The 20,564-nt window shown below is 44.8% G+C and carries 13 protein-coding genes and 2 pseudogenes; 10 read left to right on the top strand and 5 right to left on the bottom strand.

Annotated elements, in window-relative coordinates; genetic code table 11:
• The first annotated feature begins 173 nt into the window (after positions 1 to 173).
• The 5 genes and pseudogenes from J7545_RS07460 to J7545_RS07440 form a co-directional block, all read left to right on the top strand.
• Positions 174 to 4,709, top strand: a complete 4,536-nt coding sequence (locus J7545_RS07460; RefSeq protein ID WP_318701210.1) for a CHAT domain-containing protein — start codon at positions 174 to 176, stop codon at positions 4,707 to 4,709.
• A gap of 82 nt (positions 4,710 to 4,791) precedes the next feature.
• A complete protein-coding gene (locus tag J7545_RS07455; protein ID WP_318719368.1) occupies positions 4,792 to 5,346 on the top strand; it encodes a zinc ribbon domain-containing protein in 555 nt (184 codons plus the stop codon).
• A 119-nt stretch (positions 5,347 to 5,465) separates the two neighbouring features.
• On the top strand, positions 5,466 to 6,656 hold the full coding sequence (gene dxr, locus J7545_RS07450; protein WP_318701213.1) for a 1-deoxy-D-xylulose-5-phosphate reductoisomerase: 1,191 nt from the start codon (positions 5,466 to 5,468) through the stop codon (positions 6,654 to 6,656).
• 455 nt (positions 6,657 to 7,111) lie between these two features.
• Positions 7,112 to 7,495: pseudogene (locus J7545_RS07445) on the top strand (alpha/beta hydrolase); the annotation flags it as partial.
• A 54-nt stretch (positions 7,496 to 7,549) separates the two neighbouring features.
• Positions 7,550 to 7,678: pseudogene (locus tag J7545_RS07440) on the top strand (Uma2 family endonuclease); the annotation flags it as partial.
• 7 nt (positions 7,679 to 7,685) lie between these two features.
• On the opposite strand, the gene trmD reads toward J7545_RS07440, so the two are convergent.
• Positions 7,686 to 8,372 (bottom strand): tRNA (guanosine(37)-N1)-methyltransferase TrmD, encoded by a 687-nt coding sequence (gene trmD / locus J7545_RS07435; protein WP_318719366.1) that lies wholly within the window; start codon positions 8,370 to 8,372, stop codon positions 7,686 to 7,688.
• 220 nt (positions 8,373 to 8,592) lie between these two features.
• Between trmD and J7545_RS07430 the strand changes: the two genes are divergently transcribed.
• A complete protein-coding gene (locus J7545_RS07430; protein ID WP_413038682.1) occupies positions 8,593 to 9,474 on the top strand; it encodes a cyanophycinase in 882 nt (293 codons plus the stop codon).
• Positions 9,475 to 9,658: 184 nt separating this feature from the next.
• On the top strand, positions 9,659 to 12,283 hold the full coding sequence (gene cphA / locus J7545_RS07425) for a cyanophycin synthetase (protein ID WP_318719364.1): 2,625 nt from the start codon (positions 9,659 to 9,661) through the stop codon (positions 12,281 to 12,283).
• On the opposite strand, the gene J7545_RS07420 is transcribed toward cphA, so the two are convergent.
• The gene (locus J7545_RS07420; RefSeq protein WP_318699106.1) at positions 12,280 to 12,477 is read right to left on the bottom strand and encodes a TatA/E family twin arginine-targeting protein translocase; all 198 of its coding nucleotides are present in this window, start codon (positions 12,475 to 12,477) and stop codon (positions 12,280 to 12,282) included. The two genes, cphA and J7545_RS07420, sit on opposite strands and share 4 nt — an antisense overlap.
• Positions 12,478 to 12,632: 155 nt before the next feature.
• Between J7545_RS07420 and J7545_RS07415 the strand changes: the two genes are divergently transcribed.
• Positions 12,633 to 13,382, top strand: a complete 750-nt coding sequence (locus tag J7545_RS07415; protein ID WP_318699107.1) for a phycocyanobilin:ferredoxin oxidoreductase — start codon at positions 12,633 to 12,635, stop codon at positions 13,380 to 13,382.
• Positions 13,383 to 13,397: 15 nt separating this feature from the next.
• Here J7545_RS07415 and J7545_RS07410 read toward each other — a convergent pair whose 3' ends face one another.
• A complete protein-coding gene (locus J7545_RS07410; protein WP_318699108.1) occupies positions 13,398 to 13,916 on the bottom strand; it encodes a dual specificity protein phosphatase in 519 nt (172 codons plus the stop codon).
• 163 nt (positions 13,917 to 14,079) lie between these two features.
• Here J7545_RS07410 and J7545_RS07405 point away from each other — a divergent pair, with 163 nt between their 5' ends.
• Together J7545_RS07405 and J7545_RS07400 are read left to right on the top strand one after the other, a co-directional pair.
• Entirely contained in the window at positions 14,080 to 15,576 is a 1,497-nt protein-coding gene (locus tag J7545_RS07405) for an SLBB domain-containing protein (RefSeq protein WP_318699109.1), read from the top strand.
• Positions 15,577 to 15,646: 70 nt separating this feature from the next.
• A complete protein-coding gene (locus tag J7545_RS07400) occupies positions 15,647 to 17,974 on the top strand; it encodes a polysaccharide biosynthesis tyrosine autokinase (protein ID WP_318699110.1) in 2,328 nt (775 codons plus the stop codon).
• Positions 17,975 to 18,055: 81 nt separating this feature from the next.
• Here the strand turns inward: J7545_RS07400 and J7545_RS07395 are convergent, their stop codons facing one another.
• Positions 18,056 to 19,312 carry a glycosyltransferase family 4 protein gene (locus J7545_RS07395; protein ID WP_318699111.1) on the bottom strand — a complete coding sequence of 419 codons (1,257 nt, stop codon included), beginning with the start codon at positions 19,310 to 19,312 and terminating at the stop codon, positions 18,056 to 18,058.
• A gap of 202 nt (positions 19,313 to 19,514) precedes the next feature.
• Complete coding sequence (locus J7545_RS07390) at positions 19,515 to 20,507, bottom strand: SGNH/GDSL hydrolase family protein (RefSeq protein ID WP_318699112.1); 993 nt, start codon at positions 20,505 to 20,507, stop codon at positions 19,515 to 19,517.
• Between the last annotated feature and the right edge of the window lie 57 nt (positions 20,508 to 20,564).

Genomic DNA, 20,564 nt, shown 5'->3' with positions numbered 1-20,564 from the left:
ATGCGGAGACCTGGAGGACGGTGATTACTTAATTGCCCATGATCCCATAATTGCTGAGTTAAAATGGGCAAGTGCGATCGCCGAGCAAAGATCGTAAATCATTTTAGGGCATAACCTCTACTAGCGCCATTTGTCTTAACTTTCCTTTTATCCTCCAAGATTAAAAAACTACCATGGCCGCATTTTTCCCTCGCCTATCTTCAGGCTCAACCCTTCTAGTCCTTAGCCTTTGTCCTTGGCTCAGTGTTTTCTGGTCTGTCAAAGGAGCAGCCCAACCCGCTCCGATTATAGCGGCTCCTGATGGGACAAGAACGCAAGTGCAGGCGATCGGTAACCAATACCAAATTACCGGCGGTCAGGTCTCTTCAGATGGAGCCAACCTCTTTCATAGCTTTACCCAATTTGGACTCTCTCCAGGACAAATTGCTAACTTCCTGGCCAACCCCAACCTGCAAAATATCCTCGGTCGTATTAATGGTGGAGATCCTTCAGTTATCAACGGATTACTACAAGTGAGTGGGGGAAATCCGAACCTCTATCTGGTTAACCCCGCCGGTATTGTCTTTGGCTCCAACGCCAGTCTCAACGTCCCGGCTGCTTTTCATGCCAGCACCGCCACCGCCCTTGGATTTGATGGACTGAATGGAGAGACCAATTGGTTTCAAGTCTTGGGATCGAATGACTATAACGCACTGATAGGTCAACCCACGACTTTTGAGTTTCAGACTGCCAATCCTGGTGTAATTGTTAACTTAGGAAACTTAGAAGTTGCAGCCGGCGAGAGCTTAACCCTGATGGGAGGAACAGCACTCAATACCGGAACTCTTACCGCTCCTGGAGGAAGCCTTACTGTTACAGCTATTCCAGGAGCGCAACGGGTAAAGATTTCTCAGCCCGGTCATTTGTTGAGCTTAGATTTACCCCTGAGTCCTAATCCTAGTCCATTCATTGCTCCCAATTTAGCTACCTTACTCTCCAACTCAGGAATCGATCACGCTTCTCAACTGCACATTAACCATCAGGGACAGGTGATTTTAACGGGTTCAGGAATGATTGTACCTGAAACACCAGGAGTGGCGATCGCCTCTGGAACGCTGGATGTTTCCACCTCCAATCCCAATAGTCTCCCCAGCACCCTGAGCATTTTTGGTCAACACGTCGGTCTTATCAACGCGCATCTCAACGCTTCAAGTCCTTCTCAAGGGGGAACCATCCGCATTGGGGGAGGATTTCAAGGACAAGGAGACCAACCCAACGCTACCCATACCCTTATTGATAGCAAAACCCTGATTCAGTCCAATAGCACCCATCAGGGAAACGGTGGTGAAATCATTATTTGGTCAGATGAAGTTACCCAATTTTACGGCACAGTAGAAGCCACTGGAGGACCGATTTGGGGAAATGGTGGATTTGTCGAAATTTCTGGTAAAGATGCCCTAGTCTTTCAAGGAAACGTCGATCTGAGCGCTGTCAATGGAGAGCAGGGAACACTTCTACTTGACCCCAAAAATATCACTATTTCTAACGATTCTTCCCAACCGAATGATATTGAACCAGAATTACCCATTATTCAGTTTGACCTCCTTCCGAATGAAGATATTACGATCAATGCTGGGGTCTTAGAGCAACAAAATGGCAATATAGAACTACAAGCGACCAACAATATTACCATCGCTAGTGGAGTTTCTCTTGATTTTGTCCAAGGGGGATCGATTACGTTTATTGCTGATGCGGATACAGATAACCAAGGTTCATTTATTATGGACTCCTCCGCTACTCTGACTGCTCCGGGTCGAGAGATCAATATTTCTGGAGCCAGCATTAGCATCGGAAACTTAAATACTAGCAATAATCAACCTGGGGGAAATATTTCTCTAACCGCTTCTTCGGGAAATATTACAACAGGCAATTTGGATGCCCACTCTCATCAAGGAGGGGGCAATATTTCCTTAACTGCTTCTGGGGGAAATATTACGACAGGAAATGTGAATACATTCACTAAAATAGGTAATGGGGGTACGATTGAACTGAGTACAAGTCAAGGCAATATAACAACAGGAGAACTAAACTCAAGGGTCAGTCAGGGAGGTGGAAATGGTGGAGAGATTCAGCTAACTATTGCAGAAAGTGGGAATATTACCACCAGTGGTCTGAATATTTCGAGCACACAAAATGGGAAGTCAGGAAATATTATCTTTGAAACGCAACAAGGGGACATTACTGTTGATGGTGTTACTGATGCGAGTACCCACAATGGAGATGCAGGAAATATTATCTTTGAAACGCAACAAGGGAACATTACCGTTAATGATCTTACCGTTTCGAGGACACAAAATGGGAAATCAGGCAATATTACCTTTGAAACTCAACAAGGAAATATTACAGCACGAGATGTTAACTCAAGCACTCAAAATGGGGATGCGGGTGATATTACACTGAGGATTATATCGGGAAATGGGGCGATCGCCCATGGAAGCTTAGATGCGAGTGCCAACAACGGCACACCTGGCAGCGTGATTGTTGAACCAACACCGAGTCCATTTCCTACTCCCTCTCCCACACCGAGTCCGGTTCCCATTCCCAATCCTACTCCTACTCCCTCTCCCACACCGAGTCCGGTTCCCATTCCCAATCCTACTCCTACTCCCTCTCCCACACCGAGTCCGGTTCCCATTCCCAACCCTACTCCTTCTCCCACACCGAATCCGAGTCCAGTTCCCATTCCCAATCCTACTCCCTCGCCAATACCGAATCCGAGTCCAGTTCCCACTCCCAATCCTACTCCCTCGCCAATACCGAATCCGAGTCCAGTTCCCACTCCCAATCCTACTCCCTCGCCAATACCGAGTCCGAGTCCGTCTCCCACTCCAGTTCCTTTGCCTATTCCCAATCCCATACCCACACCTGAGCAAAGTCCTATACCTGCACCAACACCAGAAGCGAGTCAAACACCAACTCCTACTCCAACGTCCACAGCTAGCAATCAAGGTTCGTCAGAGGATAATTCTAATGCCAATACTCTATCGCCAAAATCACAAACACCAACCCCCTCTAATGCCGTAGAGACTAACCCTTCAGAATCCATAGAATCAGAGACTCAAAATACAAGTTCTTTAGAAGATTCTGAAGTTGAAATTGCTAAAGTCTTTGATTTTACGGCTGGCTTTGAACTATCTAAGTTCCCTAGCCCTCCAGAAGCAGAAATTGGAACCTTTCTTAATCTCGATCCTAATATCTCCCAATTAAATCCTGTTTTACATTCGCCTACTGTGCATTCAGTAGAAACATCAGAAATTTCATCTTTGAGTCTTCAAAATCATATTGACGGCAGTGCCAACACCCCCATTTCCTATGTAAGTGCCGATCGAGAATCAGATGAAAAGAAAGAACAAATAAGGGTTGTGAACCTGGGTAATTTAATGTCTCCACAAGAATTTAATGTGGTAATTCAGGAGCGAGAGAAACAATTGAGTAATGAGTATGTTAATTATTTCAATTTAGATTTGCAAGGAGTTCAATATCATGCGGTTCGAGAGAGTCAAGAGATCTTGGAACGTATGGAGCAGCAGACAGGAGTCAGAAGTGCAATTATCTATGTAGGTTTTTATGTGCCAGAGGTGATTAACGCTCAGAATAAAGCAGAGATTACTGAGAAGACTGAGCCAGAAGCGCAATATCTAGAATTGATGATGATAACGCCGGAAGGTAAACCTTTTCGCAAAATTATTGCAGGGGCAACAGAGGCACAGGTATTAGAGCAAGTTAGGGAGTTAACGTTAGAAATCACTAATCCCCGCAGACGATATACGACCAGTTATTTAAGTTCGTCTGAGCAACTCTATGATTGGATTATTCGCCCGCTAGAAGAGGAACTGAACAGGCAACAGATCGAGAATTTAGGATTTGTTTTAACCGCAGGCTTGCGATCGCTGCCCATGGCTGCTCTCTATGATGGCAATCAGTTCTTAATCGAACAGTACAGTCTGGCAATTATGCCTAATCTAACTTTAACAAATACAAATTTGTCTAAGTTTGAGGGCACTCAAGTATTAGCTATGGGTGCATCCGAATTTACTGAACTTGCTCCCTTACCGGCTGTACCGATAGAGATTAACACCATTGTCAATACTTGGAGAGGGAATGAATTTCTCAATCAAGGATTTACACTCAATAACTTGATCGACAGTCGCGAGCAAGAAAAGTATAGTATTGTTCACTTGGCAACCCATGGTGAATTTCGCCCAGGGAGTCCAGAAAATTCCTATATTCAATTGTGGGATAGTCAACTCAAACTCAATCAGCTCGATCAACTCAACTTAAAAAATCCCTTGGTTGAACTTTTAGTCTTAAGTGCTTGTCGCACAGCATTAGGGAATCCGGATGCAGAATTAGGGTTTACCGGATTAGCCGTTCAAGCAGGCGTGAAAACAGCCTTGGGCAGTTTATGGTATGTCAGTGATGAAGGAACTTTGGGATTAATGAGTGAATTTTATGCTCACCTCAAACACTCAGACATCAAGGCGCAAGCGTTGCAAAAAAGTCAACAGGAAATGATTCAAGGATTGGTTAAAATTAAAGAAGGACAGTTGATTGTTCCTAGCTTAGAACAGCCCATTCCTTTGCCAGATAGTCTCAAAAATATGGATGATGAAGTTCTAAGCCATCCTTATTTTTGGTCTGGGTTTACCTTGGTTGGTTCGCCTTGGTAATCTCAATTCATTATTAAACAATTAACCGATCTAAAACTGACGTTACACTAGATCTTAAGAGAAAGCTTCAAGGTGAACAAAGATGACTTATATGTGTGAGTTGGGCGCAGGGCATCGAATCTACTTGGATAATCCAGGGATGCAAACTGTAGTCACGGCGATCGCCAGTAGTCCAGGACAACAACAGCAATCGAGCAATTCTTGGGAAACCGGCAGTTGGAGCAGTGCCCCAGAAGTGTTTGCTACTGGGGGTGGAGTGGTGGTTAAGATAAAAACCTCTGGAGGCGATCGCCTCATTCAAGTTCAAGGAACCCAAATGAGTATGCTCAGTTCAACCAATATTTCTGGACAGCAACAGGCGATCGCCTTGCAAACCGTTGACGCTATGCCCAATACCTTCCAAACCATGAAACCCATGGAACCCATGAAAACCATGGAACCTATGAAAATGGGCAATATGGAAATGAGCTTTGCCCCCATGGAAATGAAAATAGGCAATATGGAAATGAAAATGGGATCAACCTCCCCTTCTGCTTCTTCCTCGACAACTCCTCAACGGCGCTTTTGTAGTCAATGCGGTACAGCGATACAACCAGAAGATCGGTTTTGCTCCAGTTGTGGACATCGTTTGGGCTAAAGTGATGGGGGGATAGGGAAGATTGCCTCTTGTCTATTCCCTATTACCCAAATTATGAATTATTAATTAATTGTTAATTGGTATAGTGGGTTGTGTGATCCCCCATTAAAAAAAATCTCGTGAAAGCAATTACACTCCTTGGTTCCACCGGTTCGATAGGTACTCAAACCCTTGATATTGTCGCAGAACATCCCGATCGGTTCCGCATTGTTGGATTGGCAGCCGGTAATAATATCACTTTACTTGCCCAACAAATTAAGCAATTTCGCCCAGAAATCGTTGCGATTCACAATCCTGATAAACTACCCGAATTAAAGGCCGCGATCGCCTCTATTGATCCCCAACCTATTTTACTCGCTGGAGAAACGGGGGTAGTTGAAGTCGCTGGTTATGGTGATTCCGAAAGTGTAGTCACCGGAATTGTCGGTTGTGCTGGACTTCTACCTACCCTAGCAGCGATTAAAGCAGGTAAAGATATTGCCTTAGCCAATAAGGAAACCCTGATTGCTGGCGGGCCAGTTGTATTACCCTTGGTAGAAGAACATGGAGTGAAATTACTCCCCGCAGATTCCGAACATTCAGCAATTTTTCAATGTTTGCAAGGTGTTCCTGAAGGAGGCTTGCGTAAGATTATTTTAACCGCTTCTGGGGGAGCATTCCGAGATTGGCCCGTAGAAAAGTTAGCTCAAGCTAAGGTCAGTGATGCCCTGAAACACCCCAATTGGTCAATGGGGCGCAAGATTACCATTGATTCAGCAACCTTGATGAACAAGGGGCTAGAAGTAATTGAAGCCCATTTCTTGTTTGGTATGGATTACGATAATATCGAGATTGTGATTCATCCCCAAAGTATCATTCATTCCTTAATTGAGGTTCAGGATACTTCAGTTTTAGCGCAATTGGGATGGCCAGATATGCGCTTACCTCTGCTCTATGCCCTATCTTGGCCAGAGCGAATTTATACAGATTGGGAAACCTTAGATTTAGTTAAAGTAGGTAATTTAACCTTTAGAAACCCAGATCACAATAAATATCCTTGTATGCAATTAGCCTATGCTGTGGGTAGAGCTGGGGGATCGATGCCTGCGGTGTTAAATGCAGCCAACGAGCAAGCAGTCGCTTTATTTTTAGATGAGAAAATTGGCTTTTTAGAGATTCCCAAGGTGATTGAACAAGTGTGCGATCGCCACCAATCCCAGAATACCTCCCATCCTTCTCTAGATGACATTCTAGAGGCAGATCAATGGGCCAGACAAATGGTCTTAGAAGTCGCAGATGGAGTAAAAAGTACTCCTTTAGTGATGCGTTAAGTCGCAAATAAGGATTGCTACTCTTTCTTGATGAAGTTGCACTTAACAAGGGGCCTCCGGCCCCTTGTCTTTCCTAACTGACGTTAATTAACTGCTCTGGATTAGAAGCCCTACCTCAGTATTTTGGAAAGAGTTCTATAGAAATATATTCTAAAGCTTGAGGAGTTGTCTTCTTATAAAAATCAAGAGTTGGTCAAGAATCCGGGGAAAAGTTCAAAGATTAGGAATTCTTCAAAGTATAACTGCTGGAATCTTAACTATATCGACAGCTATTTTTACCGCCCTTCCGAGTTATAGCGCGGAAAGAATTGTGTTAAGTTATGGCTCCTTGGAATTATATAGCCTTTATCGAATTAGTGAGGTACATTAGAAGAGAGGAGTAAAAAACTGGTCAATGAAAGCATACTTTTTATTGTACCTCATCTATTTGAGAAACGCTATATTTATCGGTTAGAGATCTAGAAGCCTTTGCTGAAGATGGTAGAGTAAGCAACCAACTCGGTTTTTATCTTAAATTTCTCAGTCCAGAGGGGCAAGAAGATTTTCGGCAAGTTTTGACCTCTCCCCTAGAGGCAGAAGCCGCTTTAGAAGAAGGATTACCCGGAGAGATTAAAGTTAGCCCGCTTTCCATGTCCAAGTTTTTCTCTTCTCCCATGGGTAGAGGAATGATTACTGATTTAGGAAAAATATTACAAACCGACTCCCGATTTAATGGTGGCTCGTCTATCCGTTCAGCTTTAGTCTTATCGGCTGCCTCTCCAGAGGGAAGGATTTCAGAAAAAAACAAAATTTCTGAGTTTCTGTTAGTTTGCGATCTCTCAATATCATGCCCTGACTAAGTTTTAGGATTGGACTTCGATTTTACTTTTCCCAGAGTGACAGAAGAGGAGTCTGTCTTGGTTTATCGCTCTGCCCAAGAATCCGATCTCCTACTGAAATCTGTTGACGCTTTAGGTGGTGAAGAGGTGATTCCTGGCTTTACCTTACGCGTGGCCGATCTATTCCAAAAACTTTCATTTTAACAAGCAATCATTGCTCCAACCACGCTTCATACAAATCGGGTCGTCGCTCCTTCGTTCGTTTGATCTGCTGCTCGTAGCGCCATTGGGCAATTCGGCCATGATCTCCTGACAGGAGGACATCAGGAACTCTCTGGCCGCGAAACTCAGCCGGTCGGGTATAGTGAGGATAATCCAACAATCCCGCCTCAAAACTCTCCGCCTTTAAAGACTCCTCCTTTCCCACTGTCCCTGGTAACAGCCGAATCACCCCATTAACGATCGCCAATGCCGGAATCTCGCCTCCTGTTAGCACAAAATCCCCCAAAGATACCTCACGAGTCACCAAACTTAACACCCGCTCATCTACCCCCTCATAATGGCCGCAAATAATCGCCAACTGGTCATACTTCCTCGCCCAAGTTTTAAACAATTCCTGTTCTAGAGGCTCTCCCTGGGGAGTCATCAACAGCACCTCACGATGATTCCCCAGCGGTAAAGATTCCACCGCTGCAAAAATAGGTTCCGGCTTAATCACCATTCCTACCCCCCCCCCATAAGGTTCATCATCTACCTTATGGTGCTTATCAGTGGTAAAATCGCGGGGGTTGGTCAAATAAACCTGAGCAATGTTTTTGGCAAGAGCCTTGCCCAACAATCCTGAACTCAGGGGGGACGAGAAAAAATCAGGAAACAATGTAATGAGATCGAATCGCAAGAGTGACTCCTATTCAACTGAACTAGCATCACAGAGAGCGGATTTCCCTGTGATTAGATTATCTATTGGCCATTAAGCTATAGCATAGAAGATACCTGAAATCCCAGAGGTTGAAGGTCTTCAGGGTTGAATGGCTCAACCCATTGCTAGTCCCTTGTTGACCGTTTCAGAAGAGAATCCTTTTTTAAAATGTCTCTTCTAATCCCCATAAGTCACCATGATGTGTAAAGTCAGTTCCATGTTAAAGTTTCAATCCCAACCCCAATCGCCACACGCTCCTCGATCGACCAAAACCTCAATTATGATCATTGGCGGTGCAGAAGACAAAATTCATGGTCGAGAAATTCTGCAAACCTTTTTTAACCGCTCTGGGGGGAAAGAGGCCAAACTAGGGATTATCCCCTCAGCCTCTCGCGAACCCTTATTGGTGGGCGATCGCTACCGCACCATTTTTACAGATATGGGGGCTAAAGATATCATGGTCTTTGACATTCGAGACCGGGAAAGTGCCAGTGCCTCCCAATGGCAAACGTTCCTCGAAGAGTGTACCGGAGTCTTCATGACTGGAGGAGATCAACTGCGGTTATGTGGACTTCTGGCCGATACTCCAGTGATGGAAACCGTGCGTAAAAAGGCCCAAGCCGGTCAAATTACCCTAGCTGGAACAAGCGCTGGGGCCGCTGTTATGGGAGAATATATGATTGCTGGTGGCGGCAGTGGTGAATCCCCCAATCGTTCCCTGGTTGATGTAACGACGGGATTGGCGATCGTGCCCGAACTGCTCGTCGATCAACATTTCCATAACCGTAATCGTATGGCTCGACTAATCAGTGCCATATCTGCTTACTCAGACCGTATCGGCATCGGTATAGACGAAGATACCTGCGCGATCGTTGAAGGGGATGGACTCTTATCTGTCATTGGCAAAGGCACCGTCACCATCGTCGATCCTGGAAATCTCCTCTTCAACAATGAACACATCGTTGGTGCAACCGATCCCCTAAGTATCTGCAACCTCAAGGTTCATATCCTTTGCCATGGAGGACACTACAATATGCACTCAAGAGAAATCATTATCGATCCCGGCCAAACCGGAAACTGACCAATGTCGAGTTAAATCCCAAGAACTGTCCAATATGAACAGTTTCTCATCCACTTTACCCTTCATGCTTACCAGAGGGTGGAATCAGGATGTCAAAATCGTTAACTAACAACCTGTATCAACCTATCTGCCATAGCAGCTTGCCGTCCTTAGCATCCCTAGCATTGCGCGATCCATCTGCCCCATGAAAATCCTCAGAACCCTAACCTTACGTGGCCCAAATTACTGGAGTATTCGCCGAACCAAATTGGTGATCCTACGCCTAAACTTAGAAGATCTAGCCGAAAGACCCTCGAATACAATTCCCGGTTTCTATGAAGGTCTCACCCAAGCTTTACCCAGTTTAGTTGAACACTATTGTGCCCCAGGATATCGAGGAGGATTCCTACAAAGAGTTCAAGAAGGCACATACATGGGCCATATTGTTGAGCATGTTGCCTTAGAACTACAAACCCTGGCCGGAATGAGCGTTGGCTTTGGTCGAACTCGTGAAACTGCTGATTCAGGTGTGTATCAAGTCGTCTTTGCATACTTGGATGAAAAAGCAGGTCGATATGCAGGGAGAGCGGCTGTCCGACTGTGCCAAAGCATTGTCGAGACGGGCAGTTATCCCCTCTCGGAATTAGAACAAGATTTACAAGATTTACGAGAAGTTTGGGCAGATGCAGCCCTGGGTCCCTCTACCGATGTTTTAGTCAAAGAAGCCACAGCCCGTGATATCCCTTGGATGCAACTGAGTGCCCGATTTATGATCCAATTGGGCTATGGGGTGTACCAAAAACGAATTCAAGCCACTCTCAGTAATAGAACTGGTATTCTGGGTGTAGAACTGGCCTGTGACAAAGAAGGAACTAAAAAGATTCTTCGGGATTCGGGTATTCCCGTTCCTAGAGGAACTGTAATTGAATACCTTGATGAACTCGAAGATGCTATTGATGAAGTCGGCGGCTATCCTCTTGTTATTAAACCCCTTGATGGTAACCATGGCCGCGGAATTACCATCAATGTCAAATCGTTTGAGGAAGCAGAATTAGCCTACGATGATGCCAGTTCTGCATCTAAAACCCGTCGAGTCATTGTAGAACGCTATTATGAAGGCAACGATCATCGAGTTCTCGCGATCAATGGTAAAGTGATCGCGGTTGCTGAACGAGTGCCAGCCCATGTGGTTGGAGATGGAAAATCTACCATTGCTGAGTTAATTGAAGAAACGAACCGTGACCCTAGGCGAGGACAAGGGCATGACAATGTTCTGACTCGAATTGAAATAGACCGAAATAGTATGAACTTGCTAGATCGGCAAGGCTATACCCTCGATAGTGTGCCCAAAAAAGATGAAAGGTGTATGCTTCGGGCAACGGCTAACCTGAGTACGGGGGGGATTGCTATTGACCGAACGGATGAAATGCATCCCGAAAATATTTGGTTAGCTGAACGGGTGGTGAAAACTATTGGCTTGGATATTGCCGGAATTGATATCGTGACTTCTGATATTAGCCGCCCTTTGCGAGAAACGGATGGTGTGATTGTAGAAGTTAATGCAGCTCCTGGCTTTAGGATGCACGCAGCTCCGAGTTATGGGCTTCCCCGGAATATTGCTGCACCAGTGATGGATATGCTGTTTCCTCCGGGCACGCCATCGCGCGTGCCTATTTTGGCGCTAACGGGGACTAATGGCAAAACAACAACCACTCGCCTCACAGCCCATATCATGAAACAAACGGGCAAAGTGGTCGGATATACGACTACAGATGGCACGTACATTGGGGATTATTTAGCAGAGCCAGGGGATAATACGGGGCCGCAAAGTGCCGAATTAATTCTAAAAGACCCGACGGTAGAAATTGCTGTGCTAGAAACAGCTCGCGGTGGCATTTTGCGTAGTGGATTGGCCTTTGATAGCTCGGATGTGGGCGTAGTCTTAAATGTGGCGGCTGACCATTTAGGACTAGGAGATATTAATACCATTGAACAAATGGCTCAAGTGAAAGCTGTGGTAGCCGAAACCGTTAAACCCGATGGTTATGCTGTTCTTAATGCTGACGATCCTCTGGTTTGTGCCATGGTAGAACGCTTAAAATGCAATATTGCCTATTTTTCTATGGAATCGGATAACCAGGTGGTTAAACGGCATACGGCTCAAGGGGGTATGGCGGCAATTTATGACAAGGGTGACTTACTGATCCTGAAAGGGGAATGGAAAATGAGGATTAGTAAAGCGGTAGATATTCCAATGACGATGAAGGGAATGGCTCCATTCATGATTGCGAATGCTTTAGCGGCAAGTTTAGCCGCGTTTGTCTATGGAGTGAGTCTTGAGAATATTCGAGCAGCGTTGGAGACGTTTGAGGCTTCATCGAGCCAAACCCCAGGACGGATGAATTTATTCGAGCTTGGTGATTATAGTGCTTTGATCGATTATGCCCATAATCCCCACAGTTATAAGGCGTTAGGGCAATTTGTGAAAAACTGGCCGGGAGAGCGCATAGGCGTGGTTGGCGGTCCTGGAGACCGCAGGGATGAGGATTTTATTACCCTTGGGGAGCTGTCGGTGGGTATTTTTGACCGGATTATTGTTAAAGAGGATGACGATACTCGCGGCCGGTCTCGCGGACATGCGGCTGAGTTAATCGCTAAGGGGATTGAAAAGTGCGATCGCCAATGTCAGTATGAGGTAATTCTCAATGAAACCGATGCCATTAATACAGCTTTAGATTCGGCTCCCAAAGAGAGCTTAGTTGTCATTTTGCCGGAGACGGTTTCACGGGCAATTCGCTTAATTGAGAGCCGCCTTCCGTCTAGAAATTAGGATTTTGGTGAGTCCGAAGGGTTGGCTTCTGAAGTGAAGTCAACCTCTGACTCTGACTCACTGTTCATTTCTTCTTTAAATCCACGAATGGTTTTGCCCATAGCTCTACCCATTTCGGGGATTTTTTTAGGCCCAAAAATAAGTAGAGCAACCACAGCAATAATGCCAATTTCTGGTAATCCGAGACCAAACATAGGGGTTCCCTGAGCTATAGAGTGAAGGGTTGCTGCTGCCCGACCCTAAGGAGAGGGTTTTGGTCAGATCAAGCAACCTGGTATACTGATATGCTTAAAGGTTAGCATCCTTTTGAAGTCCCTTGCTGATGTCTTGAATGGGTGAAGGTCTGGTTATGTCACGAGTGGTATTGAGAGAGCAACAACATCCCCTAATTCGGCAGTTGGCCGATACTCTAGAGCAGGTTTGGAAAACTTATCTAGAGCTGGAACCCTATGATTTGCCTGGAGAGTTAGGTTATGTGGAGGGACGACTAGAGGGGGAGAAGCTAACGATTGAAAATAAATGTTATCAAACGCCTCAGTTTCGGAAGATTCATCTGGAGTTGGCAAAGCTAGGCAAGGGTTTGGATATTCTCCATTGTGTGATGTTTCCTCGACCGAATTATAATTTGCCCATGTTTGGTTGCGATTTAGTGGCGGGGAAGGGACAGATTAGTGCGGCGATCGCCGATTTATCTCCAGTGAATCCTAACCGCACCTTGCCAGAGTCCTATCATCGAGCGCTGCAATCTTTACCTAAACCAGAGTTTGCCCAATATCGCCAGCTCCCCCCTTGGGCGGATATTTTTTCCGAGTTTTGTTTGTTTATTCGCCCAGAAAATGAAGCGGAAGAAGTTCATTTTGTCCAACGGGTAGAGGCGTTTATGAAAATTCATTGTGCCCAAGCTGCCGCCGCGCAACCAGTTTCAGCCGGAGAACAGAAGACCATTTTGGCCGGTCAACGCTATTACTGTACCCAACAACAACAAAATGATAAAACTCGCCGAGTTTTAGAAAAAGCGTTTGGCCGCGAATGGGCAGATAATTATATGAATAAGGTGCTGTTTGATTACGTTGAAAGCCCGGAAGATTGTGTAGTTTAAATTGCTTTAAAAAGACTACAATGGGGACTTGAGATAGGCTTGGATTGCCTGAAGTTCAGTTTCTGTGGGAGCGCTACGGCGATGGACTTCCTTGAGGAATCGTAGGCTCTCCCAGAGTTCAAGACCTTGGTGGCGACACAGATAAGCAAGACACACCGTAGGCGATCGCTCTATACCCGCAAAGCAATGGATATAAAGAGATGTTTCTTCCTCCAGGGTTTGGTGAACCAGCTTAACCGCTTCAGCTAAGTCTTCAGGTTTCAACGGTTCTTGATAGTGACTATCGGGCAGAGGATAGCACAGACACTGAAATTGGTTCTTAAATTCAGGTTGGATTGCCCCTTCTGCCTCTGGACAGAGGGAGAGAATGGCTTCAATCTGTTCTGCCTGTAGACGGGCATAATGGTTTTTATGGATTGGCAGGGGGCCGATCGCCAATTTTCCAGGTAAAACCCAATGACAACAAAATCGATCTTTACGGTTTGGAGGTTGCCCTGGGGACTTTTGAGTTAATTTCTTCCAGAATGAAATCACGATAGTCAGGAACGATTCAGATCATTACTATAATCAAGGGGAGGTAAGAAACCTCCGGAATTTCAGTTGTTAAGGGTGATGTAGTAATCGTCAACCACCAGAAGGAGTTGAGTGTTAAACTATATCTCCAATAGTATAGAGTTGAATTTTAAAAAAAGCATATATGGCTAAATTGATAATGGCAAAGGCGATCGCTCAAGAACCAAAACGATTAAGTCCCTTAAAAACAAAGCAGAGAAAAAACATATGGGTAAAATGGATACGATCTTCTGGGGCGATCGCCTTGGCTGCTTGTCTCACCTGGAGTAGCTTCCCCACCCTCGCTTTAGCTCAAAGTCCAGTTGCCCCCGTCCCCACTTCCTTACCCGTAGATGAAGGCTATACCCTTGGAGCAGGCGATCGGCTACAAGTTGATATATTTAACGTCCCTGAATATAGCGGCGAATTTTTGATTTTATCTGATGGCTCCCTCAATTTACCCCTTGTAGGTGCAGTGCAAGTGCAAGGCTTAACTTTTCCTCAAGCATCAGATAAAATAGCTACAGTTATGTCTCGCTATCTGCGGAACCCCATTGTTACCCTGAGCTTAATCAATGTCCGTCCTGTGAAAGTGGGGATAGCGGGAGAAGTCTATAGTCCTGGCGTATACTCCATGTCCTTAGATGGAAATGAAGAAGTTGCTCTGCCAACTGTTACCCGTGTGATTGATTTAGCTGGAGGAATTACTCAAGCAGCGGATATCCGAAGGATTCAAGTCCGTCGCTCTCGTCCCAGTCAACAAGATAGCGATCAGATCATTACGGTAGATTTGTGGAGGTTATTACAAACTGCCGATCTGAGTCAAGACCTCTTATTAAGAGATGGCGATAGTATCTTTATTCCTACGGCCGCAGATGTAGATTTACAAGAAAGTAGTATTTTAGCGAATGCCAGCTTTGCAGGTGCAGACTCGGGCCCCTTAAAAATTGCAGTCGTCGGTGAAGTAAATCGACCGGGTCCCTATACCATCAACAATAACTCAGAAGAAAATGATGTTACCGTGACTGCTGCCATTCAATCAGCCGGGGGCATCACAGAACAAGCTGATATTCGCAATATTCAAGTGCGCCGGTTAACCAAATCGGGAAAAGAGCAAATTGTTGATGTTGATTTGTGGAAACTGCTTCAAGAAGGTGATTTGCGCCAGGATATGCCTCTCCAAGAAGGGGATACTATTGTCATTGGCACAGCGACTGAATTAAGTCCAGATGAAGCCACGGAACTAGCTTCAACCAGCTTTTCCCCACAAGTAATTAACGTTAATATTGTCGGAGAAGTTATCAGACCGGGCAGGGTAGAAATACTCCCCAATACCCCCTTAGCCCAGGCTTTATTAGCGGCAGGAGGATTCAATAACAATGCCAGAGAACGTTCAGTGGAATTAATCCGCCTGAATCCCAATGGGACCGTCAGCAAGCGAGAAGTCTCCATTGACTTTAGCCGAGCGCTAGACGAAGGGAATAATCCAGCCTTGCGTAATAACGATACAATTGTTGTATCCCCATCCCGTGTAGCTGAATTGGGCAATGCTGTAAGTCCAGTCTTTAATGTCTTAGGAACCGTAGGCGGAATCTTTTCGATTCCCAGAACGGTGTATCGTTTATTTGATGATTTATTTTAATTGATAAAATCATGCTCCTCAGCCATCAGTTTTACTGTTACACTGCTGTCAATTGAGAGGTTTTGAATCCATGCAAGCTGGTACTCCCCCTAAATCTAATCAAAACGGCAATGGCCACAATGGTAATGGCCATAATGGCAATGGTCACAACGGATATAAGCCCTATCCCGTTGCCATTCCTGCTCTTCCCCAGGCATCGGAGACGGAGGAATTTGATCCGAAACAGTTGTTGGTCATTGCTCGTAGACGTTGGCTGGCGCTGGCTGGAGTGGCGATCGCTGTTACCGGAGCTATTTGGGGCTGGACGCTTACCCGCACCCCGGTTTATCAATCGAATTTCCGCATGTTGGTTGAGCCAATTTCAGAAGATGATAACTCTAAGGAATTATTACGATTAGGGTTGGGGCCGAGCTTTGATTATGCAACTCAAATTGAAGTGTTGCGATCGCCCACTCTTCTCGAACCCCTGGTGCGAGATATGCAACAAACCTATCCTGATATGACTTATGGGGAATTGGTCAGTAATTTGACGATTCAACAGGCGATCGGTGACCAAGATCGATACACCAAGATCTTAAATATCTCCTTCCAAGGAGACGATCCCCAAAAAATAAAAGATATTTTAGATACGTTGCTCCAGGGATATTCCCTGTATGGCATCCAACTGCGCCAATTGAGTATCCAACGAGTTGTGCAATTCGTAGAAGAACAACTCCCTGTCATCCGAGAGCAAGTTAACTCATACCAAGCAGAATTAGAAGCCTTCCGGGAACAACATAGCGTTATTGACCCAGAATTTAGAGGGAATGACATCTCTCGCTTACTTACTGACATTAACAAGCAGCAAAAAGACTCACAAGCCCAACTCGCAGAACTCCAATCCCTCTATGTCGTCTTGCAAAGACAATTAGGAGCTTCTCCAGAACAAGCCTTAGCGGGAGCAGCCCTTAGTGAATCCTCTCGATACCAACAACTGCTCAATCAACTACTAGAAATAGAAACCGAAATTGCCGAAGAATCTGTTCGTTTTCAACCAGATAGTCCAAATATTAAAGCCCTCTTAGAGCAACGGCAAAATCTGTTACCCCTAATTGACCGAGAAGCTCAACGGGTTGTTGGCGATCAAGCGATCCCTAGCAATGGCGGACAATTGACTCCTATTTCCGTGGGCCTGAGTACACAATTGGTAGACACAACCAATCAAATTCAGGTGCTACAAGTTCGCTTATCTGCCTTAGCACAAGTTGAAAATCGGCTGAAAGAAGAATTTTCAATTATTCCCGGTTTAGCCAGAGAATATACTGATATTCAACTGAAACTAGAAGTCGCGACTCAAAGTCTAGCCCGACTACTCGAAACTCGACAAACCCTACAATTAGAGGCAGCCCAAAAATCCGTATCTTGGGAAGTTCTTTCTGAACCGTTCCAACCTGGAGCGCCTATCTCTCCCAATGTTCCCCGCAATTTAGTCTTAGGCCTGTTCGCAGGAACTTTAATGGGATTAGGTGCGGCCTTACTGGCTGAACAACTCGATAACGCCTTCCACTCCACCAACGACCTCAAAGATCTGACCGGTTTACCCCTATTGGGGATTATTCCCTTTAAGCGAGGCTTGAAACCCATTAGTGCCCCAGAAACGGTTAGGGCTAAAGTGGCGGCCGGTTCTGACCATGAACCTCCTCCAGAACAAGCGCCAAAACGTCCTCTTAATCTCAGTTTAGGCTCTAAGGGCACTTACTATAACTCGTCTCCCTTCTTAGAGTCGTTCCGTTCCTTATACACCAATATTCGCTTTCTCAGTTCGGATACTCCGATCCGTTCCCTGGTCATCAGCTCCTGTTTGCCCATGGAAGGGAAATCCACCGTATCGGTCAATTTAGCGCGATCGGCCGCTGCCATGGGTCAACGGGTACTGCTTGTTGATGCAGACTTACGTCATCCTATTCTCCATACCCGCTTAGGGCTACCTAATTTGCGAGGCTTAAGCAATATTATTACCAGTGAAATTGACCCCCGTGACGTAATTCATGCCGTTGAAGATCATTTTTATATCCTCACATCAGGTCAAGTCCCCCCCGATCCGATCAAACTATTGTCTTCTCGCAAAATGCAGCATCTGGTCGAACAATTCCAAACGGAATATGATTTAGTTATTTATGATACTCCTCCCAGCTTTGGATTAGCGGACGGTAGTCTTCTCGCCAAGCGTTCAGATGGCATTATGTTAGTCGTTGCCCTAGGAAAAACAGGGCGTTCTGAACTGAACCAAGTCTTAGATAACCTCAAAATGTCCTATGTATCGGTGCTGGGCATTATTGCGAATGGTGTTAAAGGGTTTGGTTCGGGCGTAGATTATTATTATCGCAACTATATGCCCAACGAAGACCAAGTGATTTAAGATTGATTGAACTGGACAAGACATCAACCCTCAATAAACTTGTTGGTTGATGTTCGGGAAGGTTGGGCTTTAGAGAGATACCTAAAATTCTTTGAATTTCACTAGCCTTCCCCCATTGAGTTTCAGTTTCCATTCTGGATTAACTGTTAAAACCTCTCCATATTGTTGGGCAATGCGTTCTGGGGTAAAGTGAGTTTCGAGATAACGACGACCTTGACAACCCATAAACTCAGCTTGTTCGCGATTAGCCGCTAGTTCTCGAATAAACTGGGCCAATCCTTCAGAATCTCCATTGTCAAATGCTTGTCCAAAATTGACTTCTGATAACATTTGACGCAGATAGGAATGGGGTTCACAAATCGCGGCTACTGGGCGGCCAGCAGCTAGAATTCCATAGAGTTTACTGGGAGCCACTAAGCCTTCCATACCCGGACTAATGCTAACTAAAGATAGGTCACAGGCAGTCAGAGAGTAGGGTAAGCATTCTTTGTCTTGATAAGGCAAGAAAGTAATTTGATTTAAGCCCAAAATCCTGGCTTGCTCCTGACAGGCTTGATATTTAGCCCCATTGCCAATAAATACAAATTGGATGGGTTCATCTTTGAGGTGTTGCGCTGTAGAAATAATGGTATCTATATCATGGCAGCGTCCCATATTTCCTGAGTAGAGAACACAGAATTTTTTGACTAGATTATGTTGATGGGCAAACCAATTTTCTTCTTTAGGAATAGGAGTAATATGATGGGGGTCTGCCCAACTGTGAATCACGGCTACACGCTCGGTAATATCTGGACATTGTGCAAGTACTCGTTGCTTCATGCTTGGACTCAGAACAATCACTGATTTAGCTCTGCGCCAAACTAAACGATTAACGTGATTCCAAAGACGGACTAATTTATGGGTTCTGGAAACTACTTTGAGTTCTACAGCTACATCTGGATAGAGATCATAGATGAGGCAAACATAGGGAACACCAAAACAGAGGTTAGCTACATACCCTAATAGGGGTAAGAAGGGTGGGGCAGTCGTTACTAATAAAACATCTCCGCGACTGGCTGTTTTTAGCAAGTGAAGTCCAGCCCGTAAACAGAAAATAATCCCATTGATCGCTTTTCCTCGGATGCGTTGTGATAAGATTCGGGTAGTACGCGATCGCCGAACGGACAAATGCTCATCTTCTTCTAACGTCGGGGCATCCTCTTGACCAAAGGCATATCCTGGCTGTCCAGTAAAAATATGAACTTTCATCCCCTGACGACCCAGTTGATGAGCTAGTTCTTCAATCAATTGACCCGTCGCTGCATAATCCGGGGGATAATACTGAGTTAATATGGACAACCTTGTTGAATAGGATGCCTTTTTACCATTTTGGCTCCTATTGATTACGCTGAGATTCTGAGTAAAAGAGCGATACAATTTAGAGTCCTCCTCAACAAGGATAAGGTTTAAATCTCTTTGCTTGGGTTACTTTATGTGGGCTATGGTAGACTTCACACTGTCTTTTCCCAATTCCAGTTAAAAGCGCTCGATTTAGGATAATTTATTTAATACAGGATGGCAACTGATTGCCGAGTTGTAGATGTTGGCAAATGAGAGTGGCAACAGCTTGGTTACCTTGTTCATTAAGGTGTACGCTATCCCGAAACAGGCCATCAATGGCTGATGGAGTTAAGGTAGACCAAGCTTCATAGACATCAATGACAGGAATACTTTGTGAGTTTAAAAGAGAAAAAAACTCTTGCTGGTAAGGTGGAGTTTTAGGTGTGGGAAGTAGATCAAAGCGGTTGGGAGTAAATAGCACTATGAGAGGAATATTTTGTGCGCGAATAAACCGAACCATTTCCTGAAAAAACGTCATATTTTCAGCAAACTGTTCTTGGGGTTTAAGTTGTAATCTAGGAATTTCTGAACTCGGTGTATTTAAGGGAATATAACCGGTAATTCTGGGCCAAGCATACCGACTCCAAGCTTCTGAAATCGCCAACGGAGGAGGGCGATCCGGAAAGTATATTGAACCGACAGTATCACTGGTACTTGTAGGTTGAACTAAATCATGGACTCCAATTTGCAAAATTACCAAATCACTCTCAAAAAGACCAAATTTTTGCAAATATCCCCATTGATTCCCCAGTCCCCAAGATCCAGAGGAAGCATTAAGGACTTCCAAGGGATATCCAGATGTCTCTAGTTTTTCTTTAAGCTGTTCAGAAATAATTTCTGATTGATCGATAGGATTACCACCATTTAAAACAGAATCACCAACCATCAAAATTCTTAAGGTTTCTGGGGGAGGTTCCAGATCGATCGGATCGGAGCGTTGAGAATATTGATTATAAATGATAGTTTTACCAAACCGCCATAAGTGCTGATTGGGTTGAAAACGGTATCCTGTTTGACTATCTGCTTGCACAAGGGCTGGTTTTCCTAAGCCTAAACCCAACCTAAGAATCGTTTCAGTTATGAGAAAAACAGCTAAAATTGCCAGAGGAATTCGATAAGATTTTTTTAAGTTTAAAAGATGTAAAAAGTTCATAAAAAGTAAAGTTTATTATCGGATTGATTGAGTCCTCTACATCAATCGATTTTATAG

Origin of the sequence: Roseofilum sp. SBFL, from assembly GCF_017746885.1 — a bacterium.
GTDB lineage: Bacteria > Cyanobacteriota > Cyanobacteriia > Cyanobacteriales > Desertifilaceae > Roseofilum.
Note: the sequence above shows the minus strand (reverse complement) of the source record. Positions and strands in the feature narration are given on the sequence as shown.

What these genes read in the sequence shown, in the direction of transcription:
- J7545_RS07415 (WP_318699107.1), top strand. Translation starts at nt 12,633, where the DNA reads ATGTCACGAGTGGTATTGAGAGAGCAACAACATCCCCTAATTCGGCAG.
- J7545_RS07405 (WP_318699109.1), top strand. Translation starts at nt 14,080, where the DNA reads ATGGCTAAATTGATAATGGCAAAGGCGATCGCTCAAGAACCAAAACGA.
- J7545_RS07420 (WP_318699106.1), bottom strand. Translation starts at nt 12,477, where the DNA reads ATGTTTGGTCTCGGATTACCAGAAATTGGCATTATTGCTGTGGTTGCT.
- J7545_RS07390 (WP_318699112.1), bottom strand. Translation starts at nt 20,507, where the DNA reads ATGAACTTTTTACATCTTTTAAACTTAAAAAAATCTTATCGAATTCCT.
- J7545_RS07430 (WP_413038682.1), top strand. Translation starts at nt 8,593, where the DNA reads ATGTGTAAAGTCAGTTCCATGTTAAAGTTTCAATCCCAACCCCAATCG.
- J7545_RS07455 (WP_318719368.1), top strand. Translation starts at nt 4,792, where the DNA reads ATGACTTATATGTGTGAGTTGGGCGCAGGGCATCGAATCTACTTGGAT.
- cphA (WP_318719364.1), top strand. Translation starts at nt 9,659, where the DNA reads ATGAAAATCCTCAGAACCCTAACCTTACGTGGCCCAAATTACTGGAGT.
- J7545_RS07400 (WP_318699110.1), top strand. Translation starts at nt 15,647, where the DNA reads ATGCAAGCTGGTACTCCCCCTAAATCTAATCAAAACGGCAATGGCCAC.
- J7545_RS07460 (WP_318701210.1), top strand. Translation starts at nt 174, where the DNA reads ATGGCCGCATTTTTCCCTCGCCTATCTTCAGGCTCAACCCTTCTAGTC.